The sequence below is a fragment of the Microbacterium sp. No. 7 genome (genome assembly GCF_001314225.1).
In the GTDB taxonomy this organism is placed as follows: Bacteria; Actinomycetota; Actinomycetes; order Actinomycetales; family Microbacteriaceae; genus Microbacterium.
On sequence record NZ_CP012697.1, the window covers coordinates 1,528,191 to 1,555,180 of the forward strand.

Here is a 26,990-nt window from a genome sequence, read left to right on the forward strand (position 1 = left end):
TCCGGCGGCCCGGACCCGCCACCCGCGGGCGCTCCCGGCCCCGCGCGCGGCGCGGGGCTATGCCGCGAACGAGCGGCTGAACGACTGCCCGCCGCTCACGCGACGGCGCATGTCGGCGAGCCGCGCGAGCTCGTAGCGCTGCAGGCCCTCGACGGGGGACGCCGCGTCGCGCAGCGCATGGGCGAGCGCCTCGGCGTCGGTCACGGCCTCCTCGAACCCTGCGCCGGTCATGGGCGTCTGCGCGTGCGCGGCGTCGCCGATCAGCGCGACCGGGCCGCTGACGACCCGGTCGGGGAGATACTCGGTGATGGGGGTCGCGATGACCTCGCGGGCGCGGAAGGCCGCTGCGACGGGACCGGCCCACGGCTCGGGCCACTCGTGCTCGACGACGCGGGCCATGCGCTCGTACACGTCGTCGTCGATGTCGCGCACGCGCGGCGTGTAGTTCACCCGTGCCCCGTCGAGGGCGCCGAGCTCGCGCAGCAGGCCGTTCTGCGTGGGGTCGAAGACGCCCCAGCCGAAGCTGTGCACGCTGTCGTCGGCCTGGATGAGCGGGTACACGGCGAGCATCCGGCGCCCGCCGCCCATGAAGTCGGGGCCCGAGATGTTGTTGCGCCGGCGCTCGGGCAGCTCCGACTGGCCGAGCCACACGACGTAGCCGGCGTAGTCGGCGTCGGGCCTGCTCGCGTCGACGTGACGTCGCGTGACGCTGCGATAGCCGTCGGCGCCGATGAGCAGCGGCGCGGTCCACGTGCGTCCCGCGGCGTCGCGCGCCCAGGCCTGCGCGTCGTGGTGTCCGACCTCGTCGACGTGCACGTCCTCGACGATGCGGATCAGGGGCTCGGCGTCGGCGGCGCGACGGAGGGCCGTGTAGACGTCCCACCATGCGTGCGGGTAGGTGCCCTGTCGCATGGCGCGGGCGCCGAGCTCGTCGGTGATGACGTCGCGGGCGCGGTCGCCCACGGTGCGGCCGAGGTCGCTCATGGCGACGAGGATCGCGACGCCGCGCTGCGTGCGGCCGTTCGTGCGCTCCAGCACGGTCGAGGGGATGCCGGCGTCCGCGAGGGCGAGGGCCGTCGTGAGGCCGCCCAGCGAGCCGCCGACGATGAGGGCGCCGTCGACGTCGGTGATCGTGTCGTCGACGGGAGGGGTGTCAGTGTTGCGGGTCACTCAATATATTCTATGAGACCCATCATGGGAGGATGCCGAGTCTCCGTGCCTTGGCGACGGCCGCGTGGCGGGTCGACGCGTCGAGCTTCGCCATCGCCGACTGCAGGTAGGACTTGACCGTGGCCTCCTTCAGCGACAGCGACGCGCCGATCTCGGCGTTCGTCGCGCCGAGCGCCGCGCACGCGAGCACATCGGTCTCGCGGGGCGAGAGCCGGATGTCGGTCTGCTCGACCGGGGCGTCTCCGGCGAGTCCCGCGAGCCGTCGCTCCAGCGCCGACAGCCGGTCGCGCAGCGCGGGGTCGTCGACGGCGGCCGAGATGGCCCGGATCTCCGCGAACTCCGCGCGCAGCCGCTCCTTCGCCGACGCGTCGACGCCCGTCGGCGACGGCGTGGGGAAGGCGGCGAGGTGGCGGCGCACCTCGTCGCGCACGCGCAGCTCGACCGCGAGCTCGGACGCCACCTGCATCGCCTCGCGCGCCGTGTTCTCGCCCAGCGAGGCCGACGTCCACGAGCCGCAGTAGAGCACGCCGCGCGGCACGCCCGCGACGAGCACGGGGACCGCGAACAGCGTCGAGATGCCCTCGCCGAGCACGGCCCGGTCGTAGTCGTGCGTGATGTACTTCGACGTCTTGTAGTCGAGCGTGAGCCGCGGTCGCCGCTCTACGAACGCCTTGCCGCCCAGCCCGCGGGCGGCCTGCACGCCGAGGCCCGTCAGATGCTGCGTGCGGTTGCCGACGACCGACGACACCACGATTGTGCCGGTGCTCTCGTACCCGCCGAAGGCGACGGGAAGACCCGTGCGCGTGACCAGCTGCGACACCGCGCGCGTGAGCAGATCGTCAGCCGAGGAGAGGACCCGAGGTGGCTGCAAGCGATACCTACTTCCGGGGGTGACATCCGTGTCGTCCGAATTCGTATCTTCGATCCTATCACCGCGCCGGTCGCAGCAGAACGGCGCGTCGGAGCCCGTCGCACGGGCGCTCACACGGTCAAGGGGGACAGACATGGGGAACTACCGTTCGCTGTGGCAGCGCAGCGTCGACGAGCCGGCGGCCTTCTGGGCCGACGCGGCACGCGACGTCGAGTGGGTCACGGCGCCGACCGAGATCCTGCACGACCGGGGCGAGACGACCCGGTGGTTCGCGGACGGCACGCTGAACATGAGCGCGCTGGCCCTCGACCGGCACGTCGCCGCCGGCCGCGGCGAGCACATCGCGCTGCGCTACGACTCGGCGATGACCGGCACGAAGAAGGCCTACAGCTACGCCGAGCTGCGCGACCGGGTCGCCGAGTTCGCGGGCGCCCTGCGCGAGATCGGCGTGGAGCAGGGCGATCGCGTGCTCATCTACCTGCCGATGACGCCCGAGGCGGTCATCGCGATGCTCGCGTGCGCCCGCCTCGGCGCGATCCACGCCGTCGTGTTCGGCGGCTTCGCCGCGACCGAGCTCGCCGTGCGGATCGAGGACGCGCGGCCGCGCGTGATCGTCACGGCGTCGGGCGGGCTCGAGCCGGGCCGCGCCGTCGAGTACCTGCCGATGGTGCAGCGCGCCGTCGAGCAGACCGCCGGCATCGTCGAGCACGTCGTCGTGCGCCACCGCGCGGCCGTCCCCGGCGACGCCGACGCCCTGCGCGCGGCGCTCCCGCACGTCAGCGTGCACGACTGGGACGACCTGGTCGCGACCGCCGTGCCGGCCGCGCCCGTGCCGGTCGCCTCGACGCACCCGCTGTACATCCTGCACACGTCGGGTACGACGGGCACGCCCAAGGGCATCGTCCGCGACACGGGCGGCTACGCGGTGGCGCTCACGTGGGCCATGCGCGGCATCTACGACATCGGCCCCGGCGACACGATGTTCACGGCATCCGACGTCGGCTGGGTCGTCGGCCACTCGTTCATCGTCTACGGACCGCTGCTCGCGGGCGGCACGACGATCCTCTACGAGGGCAAGCCCGTCGGCACCCCGGACGCCGGGGTCTTCTGGCGCATCGTCGCCGAGTACGGCGTGAAGACGATGTTCACGGCGCCCACCGCGCTGCGCGCGATCCGTCGCGTCGACCCCGACCTGGAGGAGCTCGCCGCGCACGACATCTCGTGCCTGCAGGCCCTGTTCCTCGCGGGCGAGCGCCTCGACCCCGAGACCTGGCACTGGGCGAACGAGGGGCTGCACGCGCCGATCGTCGACCACTGGTGGCAGACCGAGACCGGCTGGCCCGTCTGCGCCGTGCCGCGCGGCATCGAGCAGCTCGAGTCGAAGGCGGGCTCGACCGCCGTGCCCATGCCCGGCTACGACGTGCGCATCCTCGACAGCAAGGGGCGCGAGAAGACCGAGCCCGGCGCCGAGGGCAACATCGCCCTCAAGCTGCCGCTGCCCCCGGGCACGCTCGTGGGCGTGTGGGGCGACGAGCGGCGCTTCCGCGACGGCTACCTCAGCGCCTTCCCCGGCTACTACGCGACCGGCGACGCGGGGCACATCGACGAGGACGGCTACGTCTACGTCATGGGCCGCACCGACGACGTCATCAACGTCGCCGGTCACCGGTTGTCGACGGGCTCGCTCGAAGAGGTGCTCACGATGCACCACGCCGTCGCCGAATGCGCCGTGATCGGCGTGCACGACGAGCTCAAGGGCCAGCGCGCCGCGGGCTTCGTCACCCTCAAGGCTCACGAGACCGTCGACCTCGGCGTGCTCGAGAAGGAGCTCGTCGCCCTCGTGCGCGAGCACATCGGCCCCGTCGCCGCGTTCCGCGACGTCGTCGTGGTCGATCGGCTGCCGAAGACCCGCTCCGGGAAGATCCTGCGCAAGACCATGCGCCAGATCGTCGACGGCGAGCCCTACAAAGTGCCCCCCACCATCGAGGACCCCACGGTGCTCGATGCGCTCACCGCAGCAGTACGCATCACGAAATGAGGCAAGGAGGCCCCATGTCCGCACCATCCGAGAATCCACCGGGCACCGTCATCGACTACGTCGCCGTCGAGAACTCGCCGCGTTTCCGCGAGCTGAAGAAGAAGCACCGCAGCGTCGTCTGGCCGCTGAGCGTGTTCTTCCTCGTCTGGTACTTCGTCTATGTCCTGCTCTCGTCGTTCGCGATCGACTTCATGGCCACGCGCGTGTGGGGCGACGTCACCGTCGGCCTCCTGCTGGGCCTCGGCCAGTTCGTCACGACCTTCGCGATCACGATGGGCTACGTCTGGTTCGCCAACAACCGGCTCGACCCGATGGCGGCCGAGATCCGCTCCGACCTCGAGCGTCAGGAGGCTCGCGCATGATCCCGGTGCTCGCCGCGGCGCCCGCCGCCACCGCCGAGAACAACCCGGTGCTGAACATCTCGATCTTCGGGGCGTTCGTCGCCGTGACGCTGTTCATCGTCATCCGCGCCAGCCGCAACAACAAGACGGCCGCCGACTACTACGCCGGCGGACGCTCCTTCACGGGCCCGCAGAACGGGTTCGCGATCGCGGGCGACTACCTGTCGGCGGCGTCGTTCCTCGGCATCGTCGGCGCGATCGCCATCAACGGCTACGACGGCTTCCTCTACTCCATCGGATTCCTCGTGGCGTGGCTCGTCGCCCTGCTGCTGGTCGCGGAGCTCATGCGCAACACCGGCAAGTTCACGATGGCCGACGTGCTCTCGTTCCGGCTCCGCCAGACGCCCGTGCGCATGGCCGCGGCGATCTCGACCCTCGCGGTCTGCCTGTTCTACCTGCTCGCGCAGATGGCCGGAGCCGGCGGGCTCGTCTAGCTGCTGCTGGGCATCAACGACCGCATCGGCCAGTCGATCGTCGTCGCCGTCGTCGGCGTGCTGATGATCGTCTACGTGCTGGTCGGCGGCATGAAGGGCACCACGTGGGTGCAGATCGTCAAGGCGTTCCTGCTCATCGGCGGCGCCGTCGTCATGACCATCTGGGTGCTCGCGATCAACGGCTTCAGCCTCAACGCGGTGCTCGAGAGCGCGGTCGCCGCATCGGTGACCGACCCGAAGGACGCGATCCTCGCGCCCGGCCTGCAGTACGGCGCGAAGCCGCTCGACTTCATCTCGCTGTCGATCGCGCTCGTGCTCGGCACCGCCGGCCTGCCGCACGTGCTCATGCGCTTCTACACCGTGCCCACCGCGAAGGAGGCCCGCCGCTCGGTCGTGTGGGCGATCTGGCTCATCGGCCTGTTCTACCTGCTCACCCTCGTGCTCGGCTACGGCGCGGGCGCCCTGGTCGGCCCCGACGTGATCAAGAACGCGCCTGGCGGCGTCAACTCGGCGGCCCCGCTGCTGGCGCTCCAGCTGGGCGGGCCGATCCTGCTCGGCCTCATCTCGGCGGTCGCCTTCGCCACGATCCTCGCGGTCGTCGCGGGCCTCACGATCACGGCCGCCGCGTCGTTCGCGCACGACATCTACGCGAACGTGATCAAGAAGGGCAAGGTCAACCCCGACGGCGAGGTCAAGGTCGCCCGGCGCACGGTGATCGTCATCGGCGTGCTCGCGATCCTCGGCGGCATCGGCGTGCAGGGGCAGAACATCGCGTTCCTCGTCGCCCTCGCCTTCGCGGTCGCCGCGTCGGCGAACCTGCCGACGATCATCTACTCGCTGTTCTGGCGCCGGTTCACGACCCGCGGCGCGGTGTGGAGCATGTACGGCGGCCTCATCTCGGCCGTCGGGCTCATCCTCATCTCGCCGGTGTTCTGGGGCACGCCCACGAGCGTGTTCGCCGACACGGGCGTGGCGATCTGGCCGCTGAACAACCCCGGCATCCTGTCCATCCCGCTCGGCTTCTTCCTGGGCTGGCTGGGCTCGGTCACCTCGAGCCGCAAGGAGGATGCCGTCAAGGCCGCCGAGATGGAGGTGCGCTCGCTCACGGGGCACGGCGCGGAGGGAGCGGTCAGTCACTGACCCCGCGACGGCCGGGAGCCGTCCACCACCGGGAATGGCCCCGGGCTTCGGCCCGGGGCCATTCCCGCCTCGAGGTCGAGCAGGTACCGCTTGCGCTCGGGGTGGCCGCCGTACTCGCCGATCGAGCCGTCGGCGCGCACGATGCGGTGTGCGGGGAGGACGATCGAGACGGGCGTGTGCGCGCACGCCGTGCCCACGGCGCGATGCGCACGGCCGGAGCCGGCGAGGGCCGCGATCTCCGCATAGGAGGCCGTCTCGCCGTAGGGGACCGTGCACACCGCCTGCAGCGCGGCGAGCGCGAAGCCGCGCGCGAACGACCAGTCGATCGGCACGTCGAAGTCGCGGCGGTCGCCCGCGAAGTACTCGTCGAGCTGCGCGGCGACGTCGGCGACGGCGGACGGGTCGTGCACGGGCACGGCGCGCAGGTCGACGCCGGTGTCGGTGAGCACGTGCTCGAGCGGCGCGTCGAGCATCGTGAGCCGCATCAGGCCGTGCGCGCCGACGACGAGGAACGCGTCGCCCAGCGGCGTCGGGTGCACGGCGTAGCGCGGGGCGGCGGGCGCAGAGGTCATGAGTCCATGATGCGCGAATGTGCGGTCCGATCCGGCGAAACCCTGCCCGGCCTACGCCCGATCCGGCTCCGCGCGCTTAGGGTTGCACGTGTGTGGCGAGCGGAAGGCGGAGCTGTGCCCGTGAGCGACGAAGAGACGACGCCGACAGAGAAGACCCCGGCCGACGGCGGCGCGGCCGACGCCGACGAGGGCGACGCGCTGCGCGTCCGCCTGCACGCCGAGAGCGCCGGACTGGGCACCCGCTCGACCCTGCTGCACTTCAGCGACACCGTCGACGGCGGCCTCGACATCACCAAGGCGCACCCCGGGAGCCTGCCGCAGTTCATCACGGGACGGTCGACGCTGCTGTCGAACCTCTTCCGCGACGAGGTCGCCGCGCGCGGCGCCCGCATCGCCGCCGAGCGCATCGCCGCGAAGGACGTGGAGCTGCGCACGGCACGCGCCCTCGACACCGTGCACCTCGCGGTCGGGATCGCGTCGTGGCGATTCGGCGACCGCGAGTTCACGGCTCCCGTGCTGTTGCGCCCCCTGGTCATCCGGCGCCACCACGCCGACTTCGAGCTGCGCCTCGGCGGCTCGTTCGAGATCAACCCCGAGCTCGCGCACGCCGTGCGCGAGCAGTTCGGCATCGAGATCGACGGACCCGCGCTCGCGGCGCTCGCCGACGACGGCGGCGTGTTCAAGCCGCAGCCCGTCATCGACAGCCTGCGCGCGCTCACCGCGCACGTGCCGACCTTCACGGTGCGCCCGCGCCTGGTCGTCTCCACGTTCGCCGACGTCTCCGCCGCGATGCTGCGCGACACCGCCGAGAACGAGCCGGCCATGCTCGGCGCGCTCGCCGGACGCCGGGCCGACCGCGACACCCTCACGACCGTCGCCGCGCTGCCCGAGACGGTGAGCACCGACGAGCGGCCGCCGGCCGCCGACCGCCTCCTGCTCGACGCCGACGGCGAGCAGGAGGCCGTGCTCGCGCGCATCGTCGCCGGGCACTCGCTCGCGGTGCACACGCTCCCGGGCACCGGCGGCACGCAGACCGTCATCAACGCCGTCGGAGAGCTCGTGCGCACGGGCCGGCGCGTGCTCGTCGTGAGCGCCCGCCGCGCCACGCTCGACGGCGTGCGGCACCGTCTCGCGGGCATCGGCCTGCCCGCGCTCGCGGTGTCGCCGCGCACTCTGAAGCGCGACCTCGTACGGGCGATCTCGCGCAACGAGAAGGCGGCCCTGCCGAAGGTCGCCGAGGTCGACGACGCGCTCGTGCGGCTGCGCGCCGTGCTGCGCGACTACCGCGACGCGCTCACGCACCGGCACGGCCCCTTCGGCATCTCGCCGCTCGAGGCGCTGCGCACGCTCACGACGATCGCGCAGACGGCGCCGCAGCCCAGTGCGACGACGCGGTTCGACGCCGCCACGCTGCAGTCGCTCGCGACGCGGCGCTCGTCGGCGGCCACCGCGCTCACCGCGGCCGCACGGCTCGGCGAGTTCCGCTTCGGCCCCGACGACTCGCCCTGGTACGGCGTCGCGTTCTCGTCGAACGCCGAGGCGCAGGCCGCCCACGCGCTCGCCGAGAGGCTGCACGACGCCGACGTCCCCGGCATCCTCGAGAACGGCTACGACCTCGTCGCGCAGACCCACATGCGCCCGTTCTCGACCGTCGCCGAGCTCGGCGAGTACATCCAGCTGCTGCAGGGCATCCGCTCGTCGCTCGACCGGTTCAGCCTCACGGTGTTCGAGCGCCCCATCGACGACTTCATCACGGCCCATGCGCCGGGCCGGTCGTCGATGTCGGGCTCGGAGCGTCGCCGGCTGCGCCGCCTGTCGCGCGAGTACGTGCGGCCCGGGATGCACGTCGGCGACATGCACGAGGCGCTGCTGCAGGTGCGCGACCAGCGCGACCGGTGGGAGGCCCTGATCGAGCCGGGCGTGCTGCCCGAGGCGCCCCCCGGCATGGGCGAGCTCGCGGTGGCGTGGCAGCGCGCGAACGCCGGCCTCGCCGACCTCGACCGCATCCTCGGCCGTCGCGTGCCCCTCGCGACCCTGCCGATCGAGCGGCTGCTGCGCCTGCTCGCCGACCTCGCCGCGCAGTCGGAGGTGTTCGACAACCTCGTCGAGCGGGCGACCCTGCGCGACGAGCTCGCCGCGATGGGCCTCGAGCCGCTGCTCGCCGAGCTGTCCACGCGCCACGTGCCCGAGCAGCAGGTCGCGGCCGAGTTCGAGTTCGCGTGGTGGCAGTCGGCGCTGGAGGCCATGCTGCGCAGCGACCGGTCGCTGCTGGGCGCGAACACCGCGATCGTCGATCGCCTCGAGGGCGACTTCCGCGTCGTCGACGAAGCCCACCAGGCGTCGGCCGGGCCGCTGCTGGCCGCCGAGCTGGCGACCCGGTGGAAGGTCGCGATCGTCGACGAGGCCGACGAGGCCGAGCGGCTCCGCCAGGCCCTGCGCGCCGGCGACGTGTCGGCGCCGCAGCTGCTCGGCGACGTGCGCAGCCTGCTGCGCACGCTCGCTCCCGTGTGGCTCGCGTCGCCCTACGACGTGCCGCAGATCGCCGACTCCTTCGACGCCGTGATCATCGCCGACGCGGGGGCGCTGTGCCTCGCCGAGGCCGCGCCGGCGCTGCGCCGCGCGCGGCAGGTCGTCGTCTTCGGCGACCCCGTCACGCAGAAGCCGACGCCGTTCCAGCTCGCGTCGGGGCTGCCGACGGGCGAGGAGCAGGGGCCCGCCGCCTTCGACGAGGTCAGCGTGTTCGAGCGCCTCGCCGACCTGCTGCCGGTCATGACGCTCACGCAGAGCTATCGTGCGGGCGGCGAAGACCTCGTGCAGCTCGTCAACGACGCGTTCTACGGGGGAGAGATCGCCTCGCTCCCGTGGGCGGGCTCGTACCTCGGACGCGGCAGCCTCAGCGTCGACTACGTCGAGGGCGGGTACGGCACGCCCGATCCCGTCACCGGCGCGGTCGAGAGCCCGGAGTCGGAGGTCGCGCGGGTCGTCACCCTCGTCACCGAGCACGCGCTCAACCGGCCGACCGAGTCGCTCATGGTCATCACGGCGTCGCGGCGGCACGCCGAGCGGGTGCGCGCCGCCGTCGCCACCGCGTTCGCGGGTCGCAGCGACGTGGCGCCGTTCGTCGGCCGCGACACCGCCGAGCCGTTCGCCGTGCTCACGCTCGAGGAGTCGGTCGCCGAGAGCCGCGACCGCGTGATCTTCTCGCTCGGCTTCGGGCTCACGAAGCACGGACGGGTGCTCAGCGACTTCGGCGACCTGTCGACGCCCGACGGCGACCGGCTGCTCACGGTCGGCATGACGCGCGCGCGCCGCTCGATGGTCATCGTCTCGTCGATCCGGCCGTCGGCCTTCGACGAGGGACGCCTCGAGCACGGCGCAGCGACGGTCATGTCGATCCTTGGCGGCATCGCGGCGCGAGGCCGCGAGCACCGTCTCGAAGACCTCGCCGACCCGCTCACCCGCACGCTCGCGCAGCACCTGCGCCGGCTCGGCGCCGCCGTCGACGTCGACTACCGGGGCCTGCTCCCGCTCGTCGCTCAGCACCGGGGCACCGCCGTCGTCGTCGAGAGCGACCCCGAGACGCGCTCCGGCTCGCTCCGCGAGTCGCTGCGCCTGCGTCCGCAGATCCTGCGCAGGCTGGGCTGGCACTATGTGCGGGTGCACTCCTTCGACCTCTACAGCGATCCGGCGGGCGTCGCCGCGGGGATCGCCGCGATCCTCGGCATCGACGCCGACGCGCCGCCCGCCGCCGACGCGACCCAGCCGCTCGATGTCGGCTGAGCGGCAGCGCGTCGAGCGTGTCTCTCCCCGGCGGGCACGGCTCACGCCGGCGCCCGGGGCGGGCGAGGAGCCGGGGCCCGAGACGACGGATGCCGCAGACGTCCCGCGAGGGACGACCACGGCATCCGGCTCGGACGCACCCGGTCCGAACGATGAGCGGCTGCGGCGAGAGGTGCCGCCGCACTGGTGACTACTGCTGCTTGCTCGCCAGCAGGTCGCGGATCTGCACGAGCAGCTCCTGCTCGGTGGGCGCCTCGTCGGCGGGCGCGCCGGCCTTGGCGGCCTGGCGTGCCTTGACCGCGTTCATCGGCGCGACGAACACGAAGTAGATCACGATCGCGACGGCGAGGAACTTGATGACCGCTGCGATGATCAGTCCGATGCCGAACGGTCCGAGCGTAGCGTCGGCGATGTCGTCGGCGTTGAAGGCGAGGGCGATGAGCGGCTCGATGAGACCCGCGACGATGGCATCGACGATCGCACTGAACGCCGCGCCGATGACGACGGCGACCGCGAGGTCGATGACGTTGCCCTGCATGATGAAGTCTTTGAAGCCTTTGATCATGGCTCTTCCCCCTGCTGTCCGGTGATAAGGATCACGCGCCCGCAGCGGCGGGCGCCGCAGACGTGGTTGCTGCCGATGATGCCGAAGACGACGAGGGAGCGCTAGTCGACGCGCCCGAGTCGCCGTTCTTCGCCGGCGAACTCGTACCGCCCGATCGCGAGTCGGTGCGGTAGAAGCCCGACCCGTTGAACGTGACGCCGATCGAGCCGTACTGCTTGCGCAGCGTGCCGCCGCACTCGGGGCACTCGGTCAGCGAGGGGTCGGAGAAGGACTGCACGGCGTCGAACGCGTGACGGCACTGGGTGCAGGCGTAGGCATAGGTGGGCATGAGACCTCGGGAACGGGTCGGGCTGAGGGATCAGCGGTCGGACAGGGGGAACACGACCGTCCGCGTGGGCGTCACCGCGCCGGTCACGGGCTGGTCGTGGAGATCTCGGGGCACGTCGTCGATCAGCTCGGAATCATAGACGACGGCGTAGACAGGGGGGCGCTTCTCCATCGATCCCAGGGTCTTGTCGAAGTACCCGCGGCCCCAGCCCATGCGCATGCCGGAGCGGTCGACCGCCGCGGCGGGGATCACCATGAGGTCGACGTCGCCGACGGCGAGGGGGCTGAGCAGCTCGCCGAGCGGCTCGGGCGTGCCGAACAGGCCGGTGAACTCGCCGCCGCCGGGCGTCGCGACGGCCCAGTCGAGCAGCCCGTCGGTGCGCGTGACCGGCAGCAGCACGCGCAGGCCGCGCGCCATGGCCTCGTTGATGAACGGCCGTGTCCCCGGCTCGGCGGGGGAGGAGAGATAGCACGACAGCGATCGCGCACCCGTCGTCTCGACGAGCCGCCAGAGCTGTGCGGCGATGCCGGATGCCGCGGCCTCGCGCGAGGCCGCGGACGTCTGCTGGCGCCGCTCGCGCAGCTCGGCGCGCAGGGCGCGCTTGGCGTGGGCGATGGCATCCGTCATGGTCTGATTGTAGGCACCCCCTGCCAGGGGTTCTCACGCCGGGCTCGATAGAGTGGTCGCCATGTCGAGCGCAAAGATCAAGGCCGTCATCCCGGCGGCGGGCCTGGGGACGAGATTCCTTCCCGCCACGAAGGCGATGCCGAAGGAGATGCTCCCGGTCGTCGACAAGCCGGCCATCCAATACGTCGTCGAAGAGGCGGTCAGCGCGGGCATCAACGACATCCTGATCATCCTCGGGCGCAACAAGAACAACATCTCCAACCACTTCGACTCCGTTCCCGAGCTCGAGCACAACCTCGCGGGCAAGGGCGACCACGACCGGCTGCAGCGCGTGCAGGCGTCCACCGATCTCGCGGACATCCACTTCACGCGCCAGGGCGAGCCCAAGGGGCTCGGCCACGCGGTGCTGCGGGCGCGCTCGCACGTGGGCGACGCGACGTTCGCGGTCATGCTCGGCGACGACCTCATCGACGAGCGCGACGAGCTGCTCACCACGATGCTCGAGCAGAACGCGCGGACGGGCCTGACGGTCATCGCCCTCATGGAGGTCGACCCCGACCACATCCACATGTACGGGGCCGCGGCCGTCGAGCCGACCGACACCCCCGACGTCGTGCGCGTGACGGGACTCGTGGAGAAGCCGAAGAAGGAGGACGCGCCGTCGAACTACGCCGTGATCGGCCGCTACGTGCTCACCCCCGGCGTGTTCGACATCCTCGAGCGCACGGAGCCCGGCAAGGGCGGCGAGATCCAGCTCACCGACGCGCTGCAGGAGCTCGCCGTCGGCGACGGCGTGCTCGGCGTCGTGTTCCGCGGGCGTCGCTACGACACCGGCGACCGGCTCGACTACATCAAGGCGATCGTTCAGCTCGCCGCGGCGCGCGAAGACCTGGGACCCGACCTGCGGCCGTGGCTCAAGGACTTCGCGGCGGATCTCTGAGTGAGAATGCTCGCGCCCTGGCAGCACGGACAGATCTCGATCCGTCTCGTGCGCCAACGCGATGCGCGCGTGCTGCAGGAGGAGCTGCTCGCGAACCGGGCGTGGCTGCAGCCCTGGGAGGCGACCACGCCGGGGACGAGACCCTCGTTCGACATGCGCTCGGGCGTGCGGCGCCTGCTGCAGCAGTACCGTGACGGCGTCGGCATCCCCCTCGTCATGGAGTACGAGGGCGAGGTCGCCGGCCAGCTGAACGTGTGGGGGATCGCGCGCGGGTCGCTGTCGACGGCGACGATCGGCTACTGGGTGAGCGAGCGGTTCGCGGGCCGCGGCATCACGCCCACGTGCGTCGCGCTGGCGACCGACGTGTGCTTCAGCGACTTCGGCCTGCACCGCATGGAGATCTGCATCCGTCCCGAGAACGTCGCGAGCCTGCGCGTCGTCGACAAGCTGGGCTACCGCTACGAGGGCCTGCGCAAGGCGTTCATCCACATCGACGGCGACTGGCGCGATCACCACTGCTTCGCGCTGACCGCCGAGGAGGTGCCCGACGGCGTGCTGCGGCGCTGGCTGGAGGGGCGCGTGCCGCCCGGGATCGGACTCAAACCCTGAAGTTGATGTTGAGGTTTCGACACGCGGGCCGATGCTCGAGGCTTCGCGGGCATCGGCCTTAGCGTGGACGTCATGGATGGGCAGATTCTCGGCGGCGGCGTCATCGTTCTCGTCGCCGTCGTGCTGTGGCTCATCTATCTCGTGCCCACCTGGGTGCAGCGGCACCGGTTCGACGCGGCCGAGCGCAACGCCGTGCGGCTCAGCCAGGCCCTGCGCGTGCTCGCGGAGACGAGCGAGACGCCCCGCGAGGTGCACCTGGAGCTGTCGGCGCGCACCGCGGCGGCGCAGCGCAGGCTCGCCCGCGAGGTGCTCGCCGAGCGGGAGCGCGCGGCGCTGGAGGGCGCTCGCGCGGCGGCTCTGACGGCCCGCGAGGTCGCGGCGGCCGAGCGGGCGCAGGCCCGCGCAGAGGCCGTCGTCGCCCGGGAGCGCGCGCGTGCCGAGGTCGCGGAGCGCCGCGAGCGCGCCCGTGCCGAGGCGGCCGCCGCGCAGGCCGCGCCCGCACGGCGCCGGGCCCGGGCGCGCCGGCGTGCCCGCCTGCTCGTGACGATCGTGGGCGTGCTGTCCCTCGCGGTCGCGGTGCGCGGCGGCGTGGACCTGGTGACGTCGGGCTCGCAGATGCTGCTGTGGAGCGCCGGAGCGGGCGTCGTGCTGTGCGCGCTGCTGCTGCGGCGCATGTCGCGCGTGCAGCAGCGGCAGGTCGTGCGCGAGGCGGTCGCTCAGCCGGCTCGGCGTGTGGCGCGCGTGCAGGACGTGCCGCTCGACTCCGATCGCACCGGATGGATGCCGCGAGAGCTGCCCAAGCCGCTCACGGCCTCCACGGGATCGCGCGCCGCCGCAGTGCTCGACGGCGCCGCCGCGCACGAGCAGCTGCGCCGGATCGCCCTCGAAGAGGCGCTGCGCGAACGTGCGGCGCGCACGGCACCGGCATCCATCGCGACGGCCCGCAGCGCACGCCTCGCGCCCACCGACGACGCGGCGATCGAGGCGCACGTGCGCGAGCTGCTGCTCAGCCGCGCGGTGGGGCAGTAGGGCCCCGGTTCGGCCATGACGTCCTCGGCGTGATAGTGTTTCTGAGGTTCAAGGGCCTGTGGCGCAGTTGGTAGCGCGCTTCGTTCGCAATGAAGAGGTCAGGGGTTCGAATCCCCTCAGGTCCACCGAGGTGCTCTTGTCAGAAGCGCACACGACAGCATTGTGAGGCCGCCCGATGGGCGGCCTCAGCCGTTTGCGGACACGCCCGGATCGGCATTGATGGCCTGCCGTCACTCCTGAAGGCGCAGTGGGTCTGCCGGCCGCTTCGGGCGCATCGCGAAGCGTCGAGAGCCGCGATCCCGGGTCTGACGGAACGAGAAGGGACGAGGACATGCGGATCTGGTCGGTGCATCCCCGTTTCCTGGACGGGAAGGGGCTGGTGGCCTGCTGGCGGGAGACGCTGCTCGCTCAGGCCGTGCTGGCCGGGCGTACGCGCGGCTACACCCGGCATCCGCAGCTCGTCCGCTTCCGGGCGCAGGACGATCCGATCGGCGCCGTCGGCGCCTACTTGACCGGGCTGGTCGACGAGGCCGACCTGCGGGGCTATCGCTTCGACCGGACTCGGATCGAACGGCCGGTCGCGACGAACGCGTTGATCGCGGTCACGGAGGGTCAGCTCGGCTACGAATGGGGGCACCTCCAGGCCAAGCTCGTAGAACGAAGCCCGGAGGTTGCTGCGAGGTGGCGCGACGTCACGCCGGAGCCGCACCGGCTGTTCCGCATCGTCCCTGGCCCGGTCGAGGACTGGGAGAGGCCAGGCCCGGACCCAGCGCGGCTCGGGCCTCTGGGCGGCGACGCGTGAACGCCGTCTCCTCTTCCCATACGGCTTTCAGCCGCTCGACGCGCTTCCGCTCATGTGAGTGGACCCGCCTCGGTCCGCCAATCGCTCGGTCGTGTCAGCCATGTCCGTCTCCATTCGGATCAGGCCGGGCCCTATGGCGGTCGAAGCGCAGCTCGATGCCGTCGAGGAGGATGCCGAGCTTGGTCTCGACCCAGAAATCCGGCCCGGCGTCGTAGTGGTCCTTCATGGCCACTCGGGTGGCCTCGGTCTCGGGTCGTCCGGGCACGACGCCGTCGGTGAAGCCGGCTCCGTTCGCGGCGAGGCGTTGGATCCTCTCGACACGACGAGTCTCGTCGACGGCGAAGTTGCTGATGAGATCAGCGGCTGCCGTGGCCAGTTCGAGCGGCATCCCGTACCCGGTGAGGTTCTCGATCAGCTGCATCGCGGACGTCATGAACCGGTCGGGCAGGGGCCAGACGTTGTTGTAGATGAGCTCGATCGCGCCAGGGTACCGAGCGCATGCCTCGACGGTCGCAGAGAACGAGGCGCGCAGGTAGCTTCGCCAGTCATCGCCGGGTTCGGGCAGGACGAGGCGTTCGGCGAGGCGTTCCGCGAGCACGTGCAGCAGTCCATCGCGCCCGTCGACGTAGTGGTAGATGGCCGAGCGCTGCACGCCGAGTGCGTCAGCGACTCGTTGAACGGTGAGGGCGTCGATCCCTTCGGATGCGAGCTCGAGCACGGCGTCGGCGATCGCATCCCGGTCGATCCGGTTCGGCCGTCCGGGCGATCTCGAAGAGCGCGTTCTCGCCGTCATGCGTCCAGGCTATCGGAGCCGGGGACACGGATCCTGATTTATTGACGCACCGCCGAAAATTCAGTTAGGCTCACCTAAGAGCGAGGAAGCCGCCGGCGATGCGCACGGCGACTCGCACACATGACCGCGAGGTCGTCCGCCGGTTCCGACACCCTCCGCGTCATGACCACTGCATTTCACCGAGGGGCGACGTATGAGCATGACGATCCGGCAGCTGGTCGCGCCGGCGAAGGGATCGATGACCGCCGCGGCGGTGCTGTCGGGACTCTCGGCGGTGTTGAGGATCGTGCCGTACGTGGCTCTCACCGAGATCGCGGTGGCCTGGGCCGCCGGGTCTCCCGGACAGGTCATGTGGAGGTGGCTTGCGGTCGGGGTCGCCGCGGAGATCGTCCGTCAGGCGCTGTACATGTTCGGGGTGGGGATGACCCATGTCGCAGAAGCCCGGCTGCGCACCCAGCTGCGGAGCCGGCTCGTCGACGCGCTCGGGAGGATGCCGCTGGGGAGGGTGGCGCAGACCTCGTCAGGCCGGATCCGCAAGATCGTCGTGGACGACACCGGCACGATCCATGTGCTCGTCGCGCACCTCTCCGGCGACGCGGTGAGCATGATCATCGGGCTCATCGCCGGCGTGGGCTACCTGTTCTGGGTGAACTGGGGGCTCGCCCTCGCGGTGCTGCTCGTGTGGCTGCTCTGTCTCGTGGTCGTCTTCGGGCTCGGCATGTCGGGCATGGGCGGTCTGACGGAGCGGTTCTCCGCCGTGCAGGCGCAGCTCTCCTCTGCGACGGTCGAGCTGGTCGAGGGCATCAAGGAGGTGAAGAGCTTCCAGGGCGCGCGATCGGTGCAGAGCCGCTTCGATGACGCGCGCGCCGAGTTCACGGAGACGAGCTACGAGTGGATGAGCAGGTCGGGGCGGGCGATGGCCGTCCTCCAGGCGCTGTTCCAGCCGGCCGCGGTGTTCGCGACCGTGGTGCCGATCGCCGTGCTGTTCCTCTCCCTGGGCTGGATCGACGCACCCCATGTGCTGCCCTTCCTGATCCTCACCCTCGGCATCCCCTCCGGTCTGCTCGCGCTGGCGGGCATCGGGCAGCAGCTGCAGGAGTCGATCCGCGCAGCGAAAGACACCGCAGCCCTGCTCTCGATCCCGCCGATGCCCCACGGCGCCTTCACCGACGGTGATGGCCCGACGCCCGGGTCGATCGCCTTCGAGGACGTGACGTTCGGGTACGACCCGGAGGAGCCCGTCGTGCGGGGGATGTCGTTCGAGGCGGCCGCGGGGACCGTCACCGCGCTGGTCGGACCGTCGGGCAGCGGCAAGACGACGGTGGCACGGCTGATCGCCCGCTTCTTCGACGTGGACTCGGGCGCCGTCCGCGTCGGCGGCGTCGATGTGCGGGACACGACGGCGGACTGGCTGCTCTCCCGGATCGCGGTCGTGTTCCAGGATGTCGCGCTCAGCCATGACACGATCGCCGCGAACATCGCCCTCGGCAGGCCCGACGCCAGCAGGGAGGAGATCGAGGAGGCCGCCCGGCAGGCGTGCATCCACGACCGCATCGGTCGGCTTCCGCACGGCTACGACACCGTGGTCGGTGAGGACGACGGGTTCCTCTCCGGCGGCGAACGGCAGCGGATCACGATCGCTCGCGCCTATCTGCAGGACGCGCCGATCCTGATCCTGGACGAGGCGACCGCACAGCTGGACCCGGAGGCGGAGAACGAGATCCACCGTGCCCTGACCGCGCTGTGCGCCGGTCGCACGGTCGTGGTCGTCGCCCACCGCCTGCAGACGATCGCCTCCGCCGACCAGATCCTCGTCATCGACGACGGTCGCATCGCCGAACGAGGAACGCACGAGCAGCTCCTCGCCGCGGCCGGCATCTACGCCGGACTCTGGGCCGCGCAGACCAAGAACGCGGAGGTCGCGTGATGTTCCGGCTCATGGGCACCCTCGTCGGGAACCGGCAGCTGCGCCGGCTCACCCTGCTCTTCATCGTCGCCGCGATCCTGCAGGGCCTCACCCTGGGACTGATGATCCCGTTCCTGCGGGCGCTGTTCGGCGACCGGACCGCATTGTGGCCGTGGACGATCGCCATCGTCGTCGCCGGGGTGACCACGGTGGTCGTGAACGTGGCCGTGCTGATCCGCTCCTACCGCGTGAGCGTCTACGAGATCTGCGACGCCCTCATCAGGCGGGTCGGCGACCGGGTGATGCAGCTGCCCCTGGGATGGTTCGACGCGCGCCGGGAGGCCGCGGTCGCCGCCGCGGTCGCCAACGAGGTCGGCACGCTCTCGCACGTGGCTTCGATGCTGCTGCCGAACATCGCCAACGGCTTCGTCGTTCCCGCGACGATGGTCGTCGTCGTCGCGTTCGTGGACTGGCGGCTTGCGCTCATCATGGCCGCCGTCGCCCCGTTCCTGGCGTGGGCGTGGCGGCGGATGCGAACGATCACCGTGCGCACGAAGACCGTCGAAGGCGCCGTCGCCAGGGCGAGCGCCGGCCGGCTGATCGAGTTCGCCCGCCTCCAACCCGTGCTGCGCGCAACCCGCGCCACCGAACGCGGCTGGGCGCCGTTGGATGCCGCGCTCGCGGACGAAGGCGAGAGGATCGAGCAGTCCCTGCGGGCCTCATCGCGGCCGACCGTGGTGTTCTCGATCCTCGCCAACCTGATGATGGCGGCCGTGCTCGCCGTCGGCCTCGCCCTCGCGCTGGGTGCGCGGCTCGACATGGCCGCCTTCATCGCGGTCGCGGCGGTCACGGTTCGGATGGCCGAGCCCCTGGCCCAGGCCGTGCTCTACGGCGCCGAGGTGCACCACTCCGTGGTCGCCCTCGAAGCGATCGGCGGGATCGTCGGCGCCGACACGCTCCCCGAACCCGGCGAGGACGCCGTCACGGTCCCCGAGGACACCACCGTGGGTTTCGAGGGCGTGGGCTTCGAGTACCTGTCCGGGCGTCCGGTGCTCGACGGAATCGACCTGGTCGCCCCGGCCGGCCGTGTGACCGCGATCATCGGACCGTCCGGGTCGGGCAAGTCGACGCTGCTGCGCCTGGTGGGCAGGTTCTGGGACGTCGGCCGGGGTCGGGTGACGATCGGCGGAGTCGATGTGCGACGCATCCCGACGCCGGTGCTGATGGACCACATCGCGATGGTGTTCCAGGACGTCTACCTCTTCGACACGACGATCCGGGAGAACCTGCGTCTGGCTCGCCCCGACGCCACCGACGAGCAGCTCGCCGCCGCGGCGCAGGCGGCGTCGCTCGACAGGGTGATCGACGCCCTGCCTGATGGGTGGGACACCATCGTCGGCCCTGCCGGCTCCCGGCTCTCCGGAGGAGAACGACAGCGTGTGGCGATCGCCCGGGCCTTCGTCAAGGACGCCCCGATCCTGCTGCTCGATGAGGTCACCTCCGCCCTCGACGGCGAGAACGAGGCGGCGATCACCGGAGTCATCTCGAAGCTCGCCCACGGCCGCACCGTGATCGTCGTCGCTCACCGACTCAGCACCGTCGAGAACGCCGACCAGATCGTCGTCCTCGAACCGGGCGAGAACGGCGCCACCATCGCAGAGCACGGCACTCCCACCGATCTCGCCCGGCAGGGCGGCCTGTACGCCGACTTCCTCACCGCATCCGCCCAGCGCGGGCGGTGGCGGCTCTGAGCCACGAGCATGGCCCTGCAACAGGAACGCACCGAACCCGAACCGGTGGTCTGGACCGCGGCGACGCCCGACGTCCGCATCGGACTCCTGCTGGTCGTCGTCCTCGCGGTCGGGACCGGGCTCATCCGCACCGAGTCCGGGCTTCTCCTGCTGACCCTGTGGGCGCTCGGACTGCTTCTCGTGTTCCGCAGGCTCCACGCGCTGTGGGGTCTTGTCACCGGCTACCTGTTCCTGTCCCTGATCCAGAGGGCGAGCATCTGGCTCGTCGCCGTCCCCGGGGTCGCGTATGTCGGGGCCGCGGCGACGATGGGCCTGCACGCCTACCCCATGGCCGCCGCGCTCTGGCTCGTGCTCAGCGGGGTGCCGATGAGCCAGATCATGGCCGCGCTCGCCGCGATCCGGGTGCCCCGGATGCTCCTCATCGTGACGATGGTCGTCTACCGGTACATCCCCACCCTCTTCGGCGAGCTGCGGGTGATCGCCCTCGGCAACCGGCTCCGCTCGACCCGCCCCGGGTGGCGACGATGGGCGACCTCGCCGATCACCGAGGCGGAGCACCTCCTGGTGCCCATCGTCATGCGCTCGGCGCTCATCGCCGACGAGCTCTCCTCCGTCGCCGTCTGCAAGGGCCTCGACGAGCACGCCGCCCGCACCGCACTGATCCCGCCCCGCATCGGCGCCGCCGACATCCTCGCGACGGCCATGACGATCGCCGTGGTCGTCGCCCTCGCCCTCACCGCGGGCCGGATCGAGGACGGGTGGGGCTGGTGACCGCGATCGCCGTCTCCGACCTCACCGTCTCCTACCTCGGAGGCGACGGCACCCCGCTGCCGCCGGTGCTGCGCGGGGTCGATCTGCGCATCGCCTCGGGAGAATGCGTGCTGATCACCGGGGCGAGCGGCTGCGGCAAGACCACGCTGCTGCGCACCATCAACGGTCTCGTCCCCGGGTTCTTCGACGCGGCCGTCACCGGCTCCGTCGTCCTCGACGGGCAGCCGGTCGACCGGGTCGAGACGCGCGAGCTCGCCCGCTCGGTCGGGATGGTGTTCCAGGACCCGCGGGCCGAGTTCTTCACCTACGACGTCACCAGCGAGCTCGCCTTCCCCTGCGAGAACTTCGCCGTCTCCGGCGAGGAGATCCGCAGACGCGTCGAAGAGACGGCCGACCTGCTCCAGATGCGGCATCTGCTGGGGCGGCGCCTCACCTCGCTCTCCTCCGGGCAGAAGCAGAAGGTCGCCATCGCCGCAGCGATGATGCTCCGGCCCCGCGTGCTCCTCTTCGACGAGCCCTCCGCGAACCTCGACCGCGACGGCCTGCGGATGCTGCGCGACACCGTCGAACGCCTCACCGCGGCCGGGGTGACGGTGCTCATCGCCGATCACCGCATCGAGTACCTCACCGGCGCACTCGACCGGCTCCTCGTGCTCGAGCGCGGGCGCGTCCTCCACGACCTCACCGCGGCCGATGTGGCCGGACTCGACCCGGAATGGTTCTCCGAACGCGCACTGCGGCTCCCGGTTTCACGTCCTCTCCACGAACCGGTCCCTTCGCACCCGGATGGCAGGGGTCCGCGGCTGCAGGGGGTGCGGCTTCGATACCGCGGCGGCGACGTGCTCTGGCAGACCGACGACCTCAGCCTGCCCGACCGGGGCGTCATCGGGATCGCCGGGCCCAACGGCAGCGGGAAGACCAGCCTGCTCCGGCTCATCATCGGAGCCCACCGTGCCCGCACCGGCACCATCACCCGCGATGGGGCACGGTGGCCGGCCCGGCGCCGCATCCGAGACTGCGCCTACGTGATGCAGGACATCGACTACCAGCTGCTCGGCAGAACCGTGCAGCAGGAACTGCTCATCGGCCCGCCGCGCGGCCCCGCGACCGAACGCCGTGCCGCGGAGCTGCTCGAGCAGATGGGTCTCGACCACCTCCGCGACCGGCATCCGCTCACCCTCTCCGGCGGGCAGAAGCAACGCCTCGGCATCGCCCTGGCCGCGATGAAGCAGGCCGAGGTGATCTGCCTGGACGAGCCCACGAGCGGACTCGACGCCGGCAGCATGCGCCGCGTCTCCGAGCTCCTCACCCGACTCGCAGACCAGGGAGCGCTCGTCGTCGTCGCCACCCACGACGAGGAGTTCGCCGCCCGCACGGTCACCGGCTGGGTCGACGTCGACTCCGGGCGGCTCGAACGCCGCAACGCCTTCACCTCCGTCAGCGACCCCGATCGAAAGGAAACCCCATGACCGCATCCGACCTCCCTGCCCCGGCTCCTCGGACGACGAGGAGGCCCTCCATGGTGCGCGACCTCGTCACCATGGGCGTCTTCATCGCCCTCTTCATGGTGCTGTTCTTCATCGGCGGGATGCTCAGCTTCTTCCCGATCATGATGATCGTGCTCCCGGTCTACATGGGCCTGTTCGGCGCCGTGATCTTCACCGTCCTTCTCGGCAAGGTCCAGCGTCCCGGAGCTTTCCTCATCGCCTCGATCCTCGTCGGCCTGATCCTCTTCCGCGACGCCCCCGGCGGCATCACCACCATCTGCACCATCGTCGGCGGCCTGGTCGCCGAGATCCTCTACGGCGTCCTGGGCCGCCGCACGTTCAGCTCCATGGTGATCTCCTACTCCGTGTTCGCACTCGGCTACGCCCTCGGCACCCTCATCCCCTTCGTCTGGATGCGCGAGGCCTACCTCGAGCTCTACGCGGATCGCGACGCGACCGTGGCCGACATCGCCCGCGAGGGCACCGAGATGATGAATCCGGTGCTCCTCATCGTGCTCTGCGCGGCCACGGTGATCGCCGCCATCGCCGGCTGCTACTGGGGACGCGCCATGACCCGCAAGCAGTTCACCCGAGCAGGGGTCGTGTAGCTGGGATCCGCGCTGCTCAGCCGTGCCTGGTGGGGGTGCTCCTTGTTTCCGCCGTGGATAGCGGATGATACTTCAATAAATAAAGTAAGAATCATGAAATAAAGTCAAGTGCTACTCTTGTCGCATGCGCAACCGGGAGTACGGGCAGTTCTGTGGTCTGGCGCGGGCGGCCGAGGTGCTGGGACAGCGGTGGACGCTGCTGATCCTGCGCGACCTGCTCGTCGGGCCCCGCCGCTACTCCGATCTCGCGGCGGGGCTTCCCGGCATACCCTCCAATCTCCTGTCCACGCGTCTGAAGGAGCTGGAGCAGGACGGATTGGTCGTGCGCGAGGCGCGCAGCGGCGCCGATCGCTCGATCGTGTACGCGATCACCGGTCGCGGTGCCGAGCTTCAGCCGGCACTCGACGCCCTCTCGCGTTGGGGCGCGGCGGAGATGCGCGAGCCACGGGAGGGTGAGATCGTGACCGAGGCATCCTTGGTCTCTGCATTGCGGGTCGCGGCGGTCGGGGCCGCCTCGGCCGGCCGGCCGCTCATCTTCACCGTCAGAGTCGGGGACGCTGCCGCGCACGCCATCGTCAAGGACGGCAGGGCGGATGTCGGGGCCGGGGAGCATCCCGCCGCTGATCTGGTGATCACCGGCGGGCCGGGATTCCGCGATCTGCTGGCCGGCGTGGTGGATCCGGCGACGGCGATCGCCGAGAACGCGGTGCTCGTGGAAGGCGATCCCCGCCTGCTCGCCGACTTCGTGTCGATCTTCACCGTCCCCTATGGCGGGACGGCGCCGGGCGAGCTGCGCCGCTGAGACGAGAGGGACCGGAAGATGACGTTGACTCTCAGTGCAGTGGCGTTCGACACGCGGAATCCGGAGGCGGCGGGCGTCTTCTGGGCCGGCGTGCTCGGCCGTGACATGATCGAAGCCCCCGACGGCGTCCTGGTGCCGGGGAACGAGACCCAGCTCGGGCTGCGATTCGTGGCCGCAAGCGCCTTCGACCCGGCGACGGCGCCATCGCGGCAGCGACTGCATCTGCACATCGCCACGACCGCCTCGTACACGCCGATGCAGATCATGGAGACCGCCGCACGTCTGGGCGGATCCCGGCGCGGGACGAAGCCGATTCCCGCCGACGGCGAGATCTACATGAGCGACCCCGCCGGCTACGACTTCTGCATCATCGAGCCGGGGAACGGCTACCTCGCCGGCTGCGGTCCGCTCGGCGAGGTGACCTGCGACGGCTCGCGAGACGTCGGCCTGTTCTGGCGGGATGCGCTCGGCTGGCCGCTGGTGTGGGACGAAGGACTGCAGACCGCCATCCAGTCGCCTTTCGGCGGTACGAAGATCGCTTGGGATGGAGAGGATGACGGCACCGAGCACGTGCCGGGCGAGCAGCGGTTCGAGGTGATCGCAGACGACCTCACGGCTGAGCTGACGCGATTGGTGGGCCTCGGCGCGACGGTCATCGGCGAGGAACGCCGTGCCGCGATCCTCGCCGACCCCGATGGCGGCGTGCTGACGGTCCGCGAAGGCGGCAGTCGTAGGGTCTGACATGGCGTCGAGCCACGCGCCGCCGCTCTGAGAGAGGCGGATTCCCAGGCCGTGTCTCGTTCTTCTTACGCTGACGATATGTGTCCGCTCATACCCTGGGATCATGCGCGTGTTGATCGTGGAGGACGAGCCGTTCATGGCCGAGGCCATCCGCGACGGCCTGCGCCTGGAGGCGATCGCCGCCGACATCGCCGGCGACGGCGATACCGCTCTGGAGCTGCTGAGCATCAACCGGTACGACATCGCGGTGCTCGACCGGGACATCCCGGGGCCCTCCGGCGATGAGGTCGCCGAGAGCATCGTCGCCTCCGGCAGCGGCACGCCCATTCTGATGCTGACCGCTGCGGATCGGCTCGATGACAAGGCATCCGGGTTCGGGCTCGGCGCCGACGACTACCTCACGAAGCCGTTCGAGCTGCGCGAGCTGGTTCTCAGAATCAGGGCGCTTGCCCGCCGGCGCGCCCACAGCCGCCCGCCGGTGAGGGAGATCGCGGGGTTGCGGCTCGATCCCTTCCGGCGCGAGGTCTATCGTGATGGTCGCTATGTCGCGCTCACCCGCAAGCAGTTCGCCGTGCTGGAAGTGCTCGTCGAGGCGGAGGGCGGCGTGATCAGCGCCGAGCATCTCCTCGAGCGGGCATGGGATGAGAACGCCGACCCGTTCACCAATGCTGTGCGCATCACCGTCTCGGCCCTGCGCAAGCGGCTCGGCGAGCCCTGGCTCATCGCGACGGTTCCGGGCGTCGGCTACCGCATCGACACCGAGCCGATCGCCGGCGGCGGCATCGCCGGCGGATAGAGCGCCCGGGTGGAGCGTCCGGCTCACACTCGCCCTCAGCTGGAGGGTCACCACGACGAGTTCCGAGAGCTCGCCGACGCCTTCGACGGCGTGCTCGCCCAGCTCGAAGCCCACGTCGCCGCGCAGCAACGTTTCGCAGCCAAGAGCACGGAACGGTGCACGTCAGCACCGCGGTCGAGCCGGCCGGCGGCCTCCGCGCCGCGGTGCGGCTGCCGACAGCATCAGACCAGCGCTGACGCGGCCGTCGTGCGGCGGGGCGACTCTCGGCCGGCACGTATCGAAAACGTATCGAGATCGCGATACGGGCGGGCAACGCCGCTCCGCGTTGACTGACGACACGACGTACAACAGACGACCGAAGGATGCCGACGATGACGAGGACCGGACCCACGACGACGAGCGCTCCGCCCACAGCGCGCAGGCGACGTTCGTTGCCGCTCGTGGCCGCGTTCTTCGTGCTGCTCGCGGCAGGATGCTCGACCCAGGCGGAGAACGCCGACACCGATCAGCACGACGGTGCAAGCACCGGTTCCGCGATCGATTTCTCCCAGTGCATGCGCGACAACGGGGTGCCGGACTTCCCGGATCCCGACGCCTCCGGCCGGCTCACCATCGACGCGATCGCCAACAACACGAACATCGACACCGGCAGCGCGACTTTCGAGCAGGCGCTCACCGCATGTCGGGATCTGCAGCCCGCCGGGTTCACCGGGTACCGGCGCACCGACGACCAGCAGGCGGCGGCGCTCGCCTTCGCGCAGTGCGTTCGCGACAACGGCCTCACCGACTTCCCGGATCCGGGCCCCGGCGATCCGCTCGTCGACACGACCAGGATCCCGTCCGCGAATCAGCCCGGCGGCATGGACAGGCTCGATACCGCCTTGGACGGGTGCGACCATCTGATGGGCGACGCGGGGCTCACCCCGTGAAGAAGCGCACCACGGCACTGACCGTCGCGGCGGCGGTTGTGGCGCTGGCCTGCATCGGCGGGTCTGCCGTCGTCGCCAACCAGACCGATGCCACCACTGCGGAACCGGTCACCTCCGTCACGACCGCCGATGTCGAGCGCGGAGATCTTTCGCAGGCGATCTCAGCGAGCGGAACGCTGACCCATCGCGCCCGACCCGATGGCGCGCCGTACGTCGCGATCAACCAGGCGGGCGGCACCTACACGGCGTTGCCTGCCGTCGGCGACGCCGTCGCCTGCGGAGACGTGCTCTACCGGGTGGACGACAAGCCGGTGCTTCTGCTGTGCGGAGAGACCCCGCAGTACCGAGACCTGGCGATCGGCGCGACAGGACCCGATGTCGCTCAACTCAATCGAGCCCTCCACGCCCTCGGCCACGACCGGGCCGCAGGCGTGGAGATCGACCCCGCCGACGATGTCTTCTCCTGGAGCACAGGGGCGGCTCTCAAGAAGCTCCAGCGCGACCGTGGACAGGCGGAGACAGGGGAGTTCGCTCGCGCCGACGCCGTGGTGCTCCCCTCCGCCGTCCGAGTGGCACGGGTGCCCGTGCAGCTGGGCGCCGGGGCTCAGCCGGGCACCCCCGTCGTGGAGGCCACCTCTGACACCCTGGTCGTACAGGTCGGTCTCGACCCCTCCCAGCGGACCGAGGCGCTGAGGGGCGCACCGGTGCTCATCACCTTGCCGGGCAGTGCTACGACGACGGGTCAGGTCTCGGACCTGGGGAGGATCGCTGCCGCCCAGGACGGCCAGAGCGGTGTGCAGGACGCGAAGATCCTCGTCACCATCGTCCTCGACGACCCCGACGAGGTGGCCGGGCTCGATCACGCACCCGTCAAGGCGCAGATCACCACCGGCGGAGCGACGGACGTCCTCAGCGTGCCCATCATCGCGCTCGTCGGCAACACTGGCGGTGGATACGCCGTCGACCTCGTGGGCGCGGATGGCCGGCGCAGCCTGGTACCGGTCACGCTGGGACTCATCGACCAGTCCACCGGCCGGGTTCAGGTCGAAGGCGACCTCAGCCCCGGGGACCAGGTGGTGGTGCCGTCATGACGAACACGA

Annotated in this window: 24 protein-coding genes, 1 tRNA gene and 1 pseudogene; 19 read left to right on the plus strand and 7 right to left on the minus strand. The window is 71.0% G+C overall.

Annotated elements, in window-relative coordinates; all coding sequences use genetic code 11:
• Positions 1–57 precede the first annotated feature (57 nt).
• Positions 58–1,170, minus strand: coding sequence for an FAD-dependent monooxygenase (locus AOA12_RS06970; RefSeq protein WP_082406029.1), 1,113 nt, complete (start codon positions 1,168–1,170; stop codon positions 58–60).
• A 22-nt stretch (positions 1,171–1,192) separates the two neighbouring features.
• The gene (locus AOA12_RS06975) at positions 1,193–2,041 is read right to left on the minus strand and encodes a LuxR C-terminal-related transcriptional regulator (protein ID WP_054681435.1); all 849 of its coding nucleotides are present in this window, start codon (positions 2,039–2,041) and stop codon (positions 1,193–1,195) included.
• Between the two features lie 133 nt (positions 2,042–2,174).
• On the opposite strand from AOA12_RS06975, the gene AOA12_RS06980 reads away from it, so the two are divergent.
• From AOA12_RS06980 to AOA12_RS06990, 3 genes and pseudogenes are all read left to right on the plus strand, one after another.
• Positions 2,175–4,079 carry an AMP-binding protein gene (locus AOA12_RS06980; RefSeq protein ID WP_054681437.1) on the plus strand — a complete coding sequence of 635 codons (1,905 nt, stop codon included), beginning with the start codon at positions 2,175–2,177 and terminating at the stop codon, positions 4,077–4,079.
• Between the two features lie 14 nt (positions 4,080–4,093).
• Entirely contained in the window at positions 4,094–4,441 is a 348-nt protein-coding gene (locus AOA12_RS06985; protein WP_054681439.1) for a DUF485 domain-containing protein, read from the plus strand.
• Positions 4,438–6,054, plus strand: a pseudogene (locus tag AOA12_RS06990) (solute symporter family protein). Before AOA12_RS06985 ends, AOA12_RS06990 begins: the two are co-directional and overlap by 4 nt.
• On the opposite strand, the gene AOA12_RS06995 reads toward AOA12_RS06990, so the two are convergent.
• On the minus strand, positions 6,048–6,626 hold the full coding sequence (locus AOA12_RS06995; RefSeq protein ID WP_054681441.1) for a methylated-DNA--[protein]-cysteine S-methyltransferase: 579 nt from the start codon (positions 6,624–6,626) through the stop codon (positions 6,048–6,050). The pseudogene AOA12_RS06990 and the gene AOA12_RS06995 overlap by 7 nt on opposite strands.
• Before the next feature lie 114 nt (positions 6,627–6,740).
• Between AOA12_RS06995 and AOA12_RS07000 the strand changes: the two genes are divergently transcribed.
• On the plus strand, positions 6,741–10,406 hold the full coding sequence (locus AOA12_RS07000; RefSeq protein ID WP_442922275.1) for an AAA family ATPase: 3,666 nt from the start codon (positions 6,741–6,743) through the stop codon (positions 10,404–10,406).
• Positions 10,407–10,596: 190 nt separating this feature from the next.
• Here the strand turns inward: AOA12_RS07000 and mscL are convergent, their stop codons facing one another.
• Genes mscL through AOA12_RS07015 form a run of 3 tightly spaced genes read right to left on the minus strand, consistent with a single transcriptional unit; the run spans position 10,597 to position 11,926 of the window.
• Positions 10,597–10,971 carry a large conductance mechanosensitive channel protein MscL gene (gene mscL, locus AOA12_RS07005; protein ID WP_054681443.1) on the minus strand — a complete coding sequence of 125 codons (375 nt, stop codon included), beginning with the start codon at positions 10,969–10,971 and terminating at the stop codon, positions 10,597–10,599.
• 31 nt (positions 10,972–11,002) lie between these two features.
• Positions 11,003–11,299: an FmdB family zinc ribbon protein gene (locus tag AOA12_RS07010; RefSeq protein WP_054681445.1), complete on the minus strand. Its 297-nt coding sequence runs from the start codon at positions 11,297–11,299 to the stop codon at positions 11,003–11,005.
• A 30-nt stretch (positions 11,300–11,329) separates the two neighbouring features.
• On the minus strand, positions 11,330–11,926 hold the full coding sequence (locus AOA12_RS07015) for a 5-formyltetrahydrofolate cyclo-ligase (protein ID WP_054681448.1): 597 nt from the start codon (positions 11,924–11,926) through the stop codon (positions 11,330–11,332).
• A gap of 61 nt (positions 11,927–11,987) precedes the next feature.
• Here AOA12_RS07015 and galU point away from each other — a divergent pair, with 61 nt between their 5' ends.
• The 5 genes from galU (at position 11,988) to AOA12_RS07040 (ending at position 15,306) form a co-directional block, all read left to right on the plus strand.
• Complete coding sequence (galU, locus tag AOA12_RS07020; protein ID WP_054681450.1) at positions 11,988–12,866, plus strand: UTP--glucose-1-phosphate uridylyltransferase GalU; 879 nt, start codon at positions 11,988–11,990, stop codon at positions 12,864–12,866.
• A 6-nt stretch (positions 12,867–12,872) separates the two neighbouring features.
• Positions 12,873–13,475, plus strand: coding sequence for a GNAT family N-acetyltransferase (locus AOA12_RS07025; RefSeq protein ID WP_054681452.1), 603 nt, complete (start codon positions 12,873–12,875; stop codon positions 13,473–13,475).
• A 72-nt stretch (positions 13,476–13,547) separates the two neighbouring features.
• Positions 13,548–14,504 (plus strand): hypothetical protein, encoded by a 957-nt coding sequence (locus tag AOA12_RS07030; protein ID WP_054681454.1) that lies wholly within the window; start codon positions 13,548–13,550, stop codon positions 14,502–14,504.
• Between the two features lie 52 nt (positions 14,505–14,556).
• Positions 14,557–14,629 (plus strand) — tRNA-Ala (locus AOA12_RS07035).
• A gap of 206 nt (positions 14,630–14,835) precedes the next feature.
• Positions 14,836–15,306 carry a pyrimidine dimer DNA glycosylase/endonuclease V gene (locus tag AOA12_RS07040; protein WP_054681455.1) on the plus strand — a complete coding sequence of 157 codons (471 nt, stop codon included), beginning with the start codon at positions 14,836–14,838 and terminating at the stop codon, positions 15,304–15,306.
• Positions 15,307–15,400: 94 nt separating this feature from the next.
• Here the strand turns inward: AOA12_RS07040 and AOA12_RS07045 are convergent, their stop codons facing one another.
• A complete protein-coding gene (locus AOA12_RS07045; RefSeq protein ID WP_054681457.1) occupies positions 15,401–16,099 on the minus strand; it encodes a TetR family transcriptional regulator in 699 nt (232 codons plus the stop codon).
• A gap of 193 nt (positions 16,100–16,292) precedes the next feature.
• On the opposite strand from AOA12_RS07045, the gene AOA12_RS07050 reads away from it, so the two are divergent.
• From AOA12_RS07050 to AOA12_RS23545, 10 genes are all read left to right on the plus strand, one after another.
• On the plus strand, positions 16,293–18,026 hold the full coding sequence (locus AOA12_RS07050; protein ID WP_054681458.1) for an ABC transporter ATP-binding protein: 1,734 nt from the start codon (positions 16,293–16,295) through the stop codon (positions 18,024–18,026).
• Positions 18,026–19,756, plus strand: coding sequence for an ABC transporter ATP-binding protein (locus tag AOA12_RS07055; RefSeq protein WP_054681460.1), 1,731 nt, complete (start codon positions 18,026–18,028; stop codon positions 19,754–19,756). Before AOA12_RS07050 ends, AOA12_RS07055 begins: the two co-directional genes overlap by 1 nt.
• A gap of 9 nt (positions 19,757–19,765) precedes the next feature.
• A complete protein-coding gene (locus tag AOA12_RS07060) occupies positions 19,766–20,527 on the plus strand; it encodes an energy-coupling factor transporter transmembrane component T (RefSeq protein WP_082406035.1) in 762 nt (253 codons plus the stop codon).
• Complete coding sequence (locus AOA12_RS07065) at positions 20,524–21,996, plus strand: ABC transporter ATP-binding protein (RefSeq protein ID WP_197281074.1); 1,473 nt, start codon at positions 20,524–20,526, stop codon at positions 21,994–21,996. Before AOA12_RS07060 ends, AOA12_RS07065 begins: the two co-directional genes overlap by 4 nt.
• Positions 21,997–22,046: 50 nt before the next feature.
• On the plus strand, positions 22,047–22,622 hold the full coding sequence (locus AOA12_RS07070; protein WP_054681467.1) for an MptD family putative ECF transporter S component: 576 nt from the start codon (positions 22,047–22,049) through the stop codon (positions 22,620–22,622).
• A 124-nt stretch (positions 22,623–22,746) separates the two neighbouring features.
• Entirely contained in the window at positions 22,747–23,424 is a 678-nt protein-coding gene (locus AOA12_RS07075; protein WP_054681469.1) for a winged helix-turn-helix transcriptional regulator, read from the plus strand.
• An 18-nt stretch (positions 23,425–23,442) separates the two neighbouring features.
• The gene (locus tag AOA12_RS07080; RefSeq protein WP_054681470.1) at positions 23,443–24,165 is read left to right on the plus strand and encodes a VOC family protein; all 723 of its coding nucleotides are present in this window, start codon (positions 23,443–23,445) and stop codon (positions 24,163–24,165) included.
• Positions 24,166–24,268: 103 nt separating this feature from the next.
• Entirely contained in the window at positions 24,269–24,961 is a 693-nt protein-coding gene (locus AOA12_RS07085; RefSeq protein ID WP_054681472.1) for a response regulator transcription factor, read from the plus strand.
• A 371-nt stretch (positions 24,962–25,332) separates the two neighbouring features.
• Positions 25,333–25,890: a hypothetical protein gene (locus tag AOA12_RS23540; RefSeq protein WP_197281075.1), complete on the plus strand. Its 558-nt coding sequence runs from the start codon at positions 25,333–25,335 to the stop codon at positions 25,888–25,890.
• On the plus strand, positions 25,887–26,981 hold the full coding sequence (locus AOA12_RS23545; protein WP_054681477.1) for an efflux RND transporter periplasmic adaptor subunit: 1,095 nt from the start codon (positions 25,887–25,889) through the stop codon (positions 26,979–26,981). Before AOA12_RS23540 ends, AOA12_RS23545 begins: the two co-directional genes overlap by 4 nt.
• The last annotated feature ends 9 nt before the right edge of the window (positions 26,982–26,990 follow it).

Bases quoted from the DNA above. Each gene is read 5' to 3' on its own strand.
- AOA12_RS07055 (WP_054681460.1), top strand. From the start codon at position 18,026: ATGTTCCGGCTCATGGGCACCCTCGTCGGGAACCGGCAGCTGCGCCGG.
- AOA12_RS07015 (WP_054681448.1), bottom strand. From the start codon at position 11,926: ATGACGGATGCCATCGCCCACGCCAAGCGCGCCCTGCGCGCCGAGCTG.
- AOA12_RS07040 (WP_054681455.1), top strand. From the start codon at position 14,836: ATGCGGATCTGGTCGGTGCATCCCCGTTTCCTGGACGGGAAGGGGCTG.
- AOA12_RS07070 (WP_054681467.1), top strand. From the start codon at position 22,047: ATGGTGCGCGACCTCGTCACCATGGGCGTCTTCATCGCCCTCTTCATG.
- AOA12_RS07085 (WP_054681472.1), top strand. From the start codon at position 24,269: ATGCGCGTGTTGATCGTGGAGGACGAGCCGTTCATGGCCGAGGCCATC.
- AOA12_RS06995 (WP_054681441.1), bottom strand. From the start codon at position 6,626: ATGACCTCTGCGCCCGCCGCCCCGCGCTACGCCGTGCACCCGACGCCG.
- AOA12_RS07050 (WP_054681458.1), top strand. From the start codon at position 16,293: ATGAGCATGACGATCCGGCAGCTGGTCGCGCCGGCGAAGGGATCGATG.
- AOA12_RS23540 (WP_197281075.1), top strand. From the start codon at position 25,333: ATGACGAGGACCGGACCCACGACGACGAGCGCTCCGCCCACAGCGCGC.
- AOA12_RS07080 (WP_054681470.1), top strand. From the start codon at position 23,443: ATGACGTTGACTCTCAGTGCAGTGGCGTTCGACACGCGGAATCCGGAG.
- AOA12_RS06980 (WP_054681437.1), top strand. From the start codon at position 2,175: ATGGGGAACTACCGTTCGCTGTGGCAGCGCAGCGTCGACGAGCCGGCG.
- AOA12_RS07010 (WP_054681445.1), bottom strand. From the start codon at position 11,299: ATGCCCACCTATGCCTACGCCTGCACCCAGTGCCGTCACGCGTTCGAC.
- AOA12_RS07025 (WP_054681452.1), top strand. From the start codon at position 12,873: ATGCTCGCGCCCTGGCAGCACGGACAGATCTCGATCCGTCTCGTGCGC.
- galU (WP_054681450.1), top strand. From the start codon at position 11,988: ATGTCGAGCGCAAAGATCAAGGCCGTCATCCCGGCGGCGGGCCTGGGG.
- AOA12_RS07030 (WP_054681454.1), top strand. From the start codon at position 13,548: ATGGATGGGCAGATTCTCGGCGGCGGCGTCATCGTTCTCGTCGCCGTC.
- AOA12_RS07075 (WP_054681469.1), top strand. From the start codon at position 22,747: ATGCGCAACCGGGAGTACGGGCAGTTCTGTGGTCTGGCGCGGGCGGCC.
- AOA12_RS07045 (WP_054681457.1), bottom strand. From the start codon at position 16,099: ATGACGGCGAGAACGCGCTCTTCGAGATCGCCCGGACGGCCGAACCGG.
- mscL (WP_054681443.1), bottom strand. From the start codon at position 10,971: ATGATCAAAGGCTTCAAAGACTTCATCATGCAGGGCAACGTCATCGAC.
- AOA12_RS07060 (WP_082406035.1), top strand. From the start codon at position 19,766: ATGGCCCTGCAACAGGAACGCACCGAACCCGAACCGGTGGTCTGGACC.
- AOA12_RS06985 (WP_054681439.1), top strand. From the start codon at position 4,094: ATGTCCGCACCATCCGAGAATCCACCGGGCACCGTCATCGACTACGTC.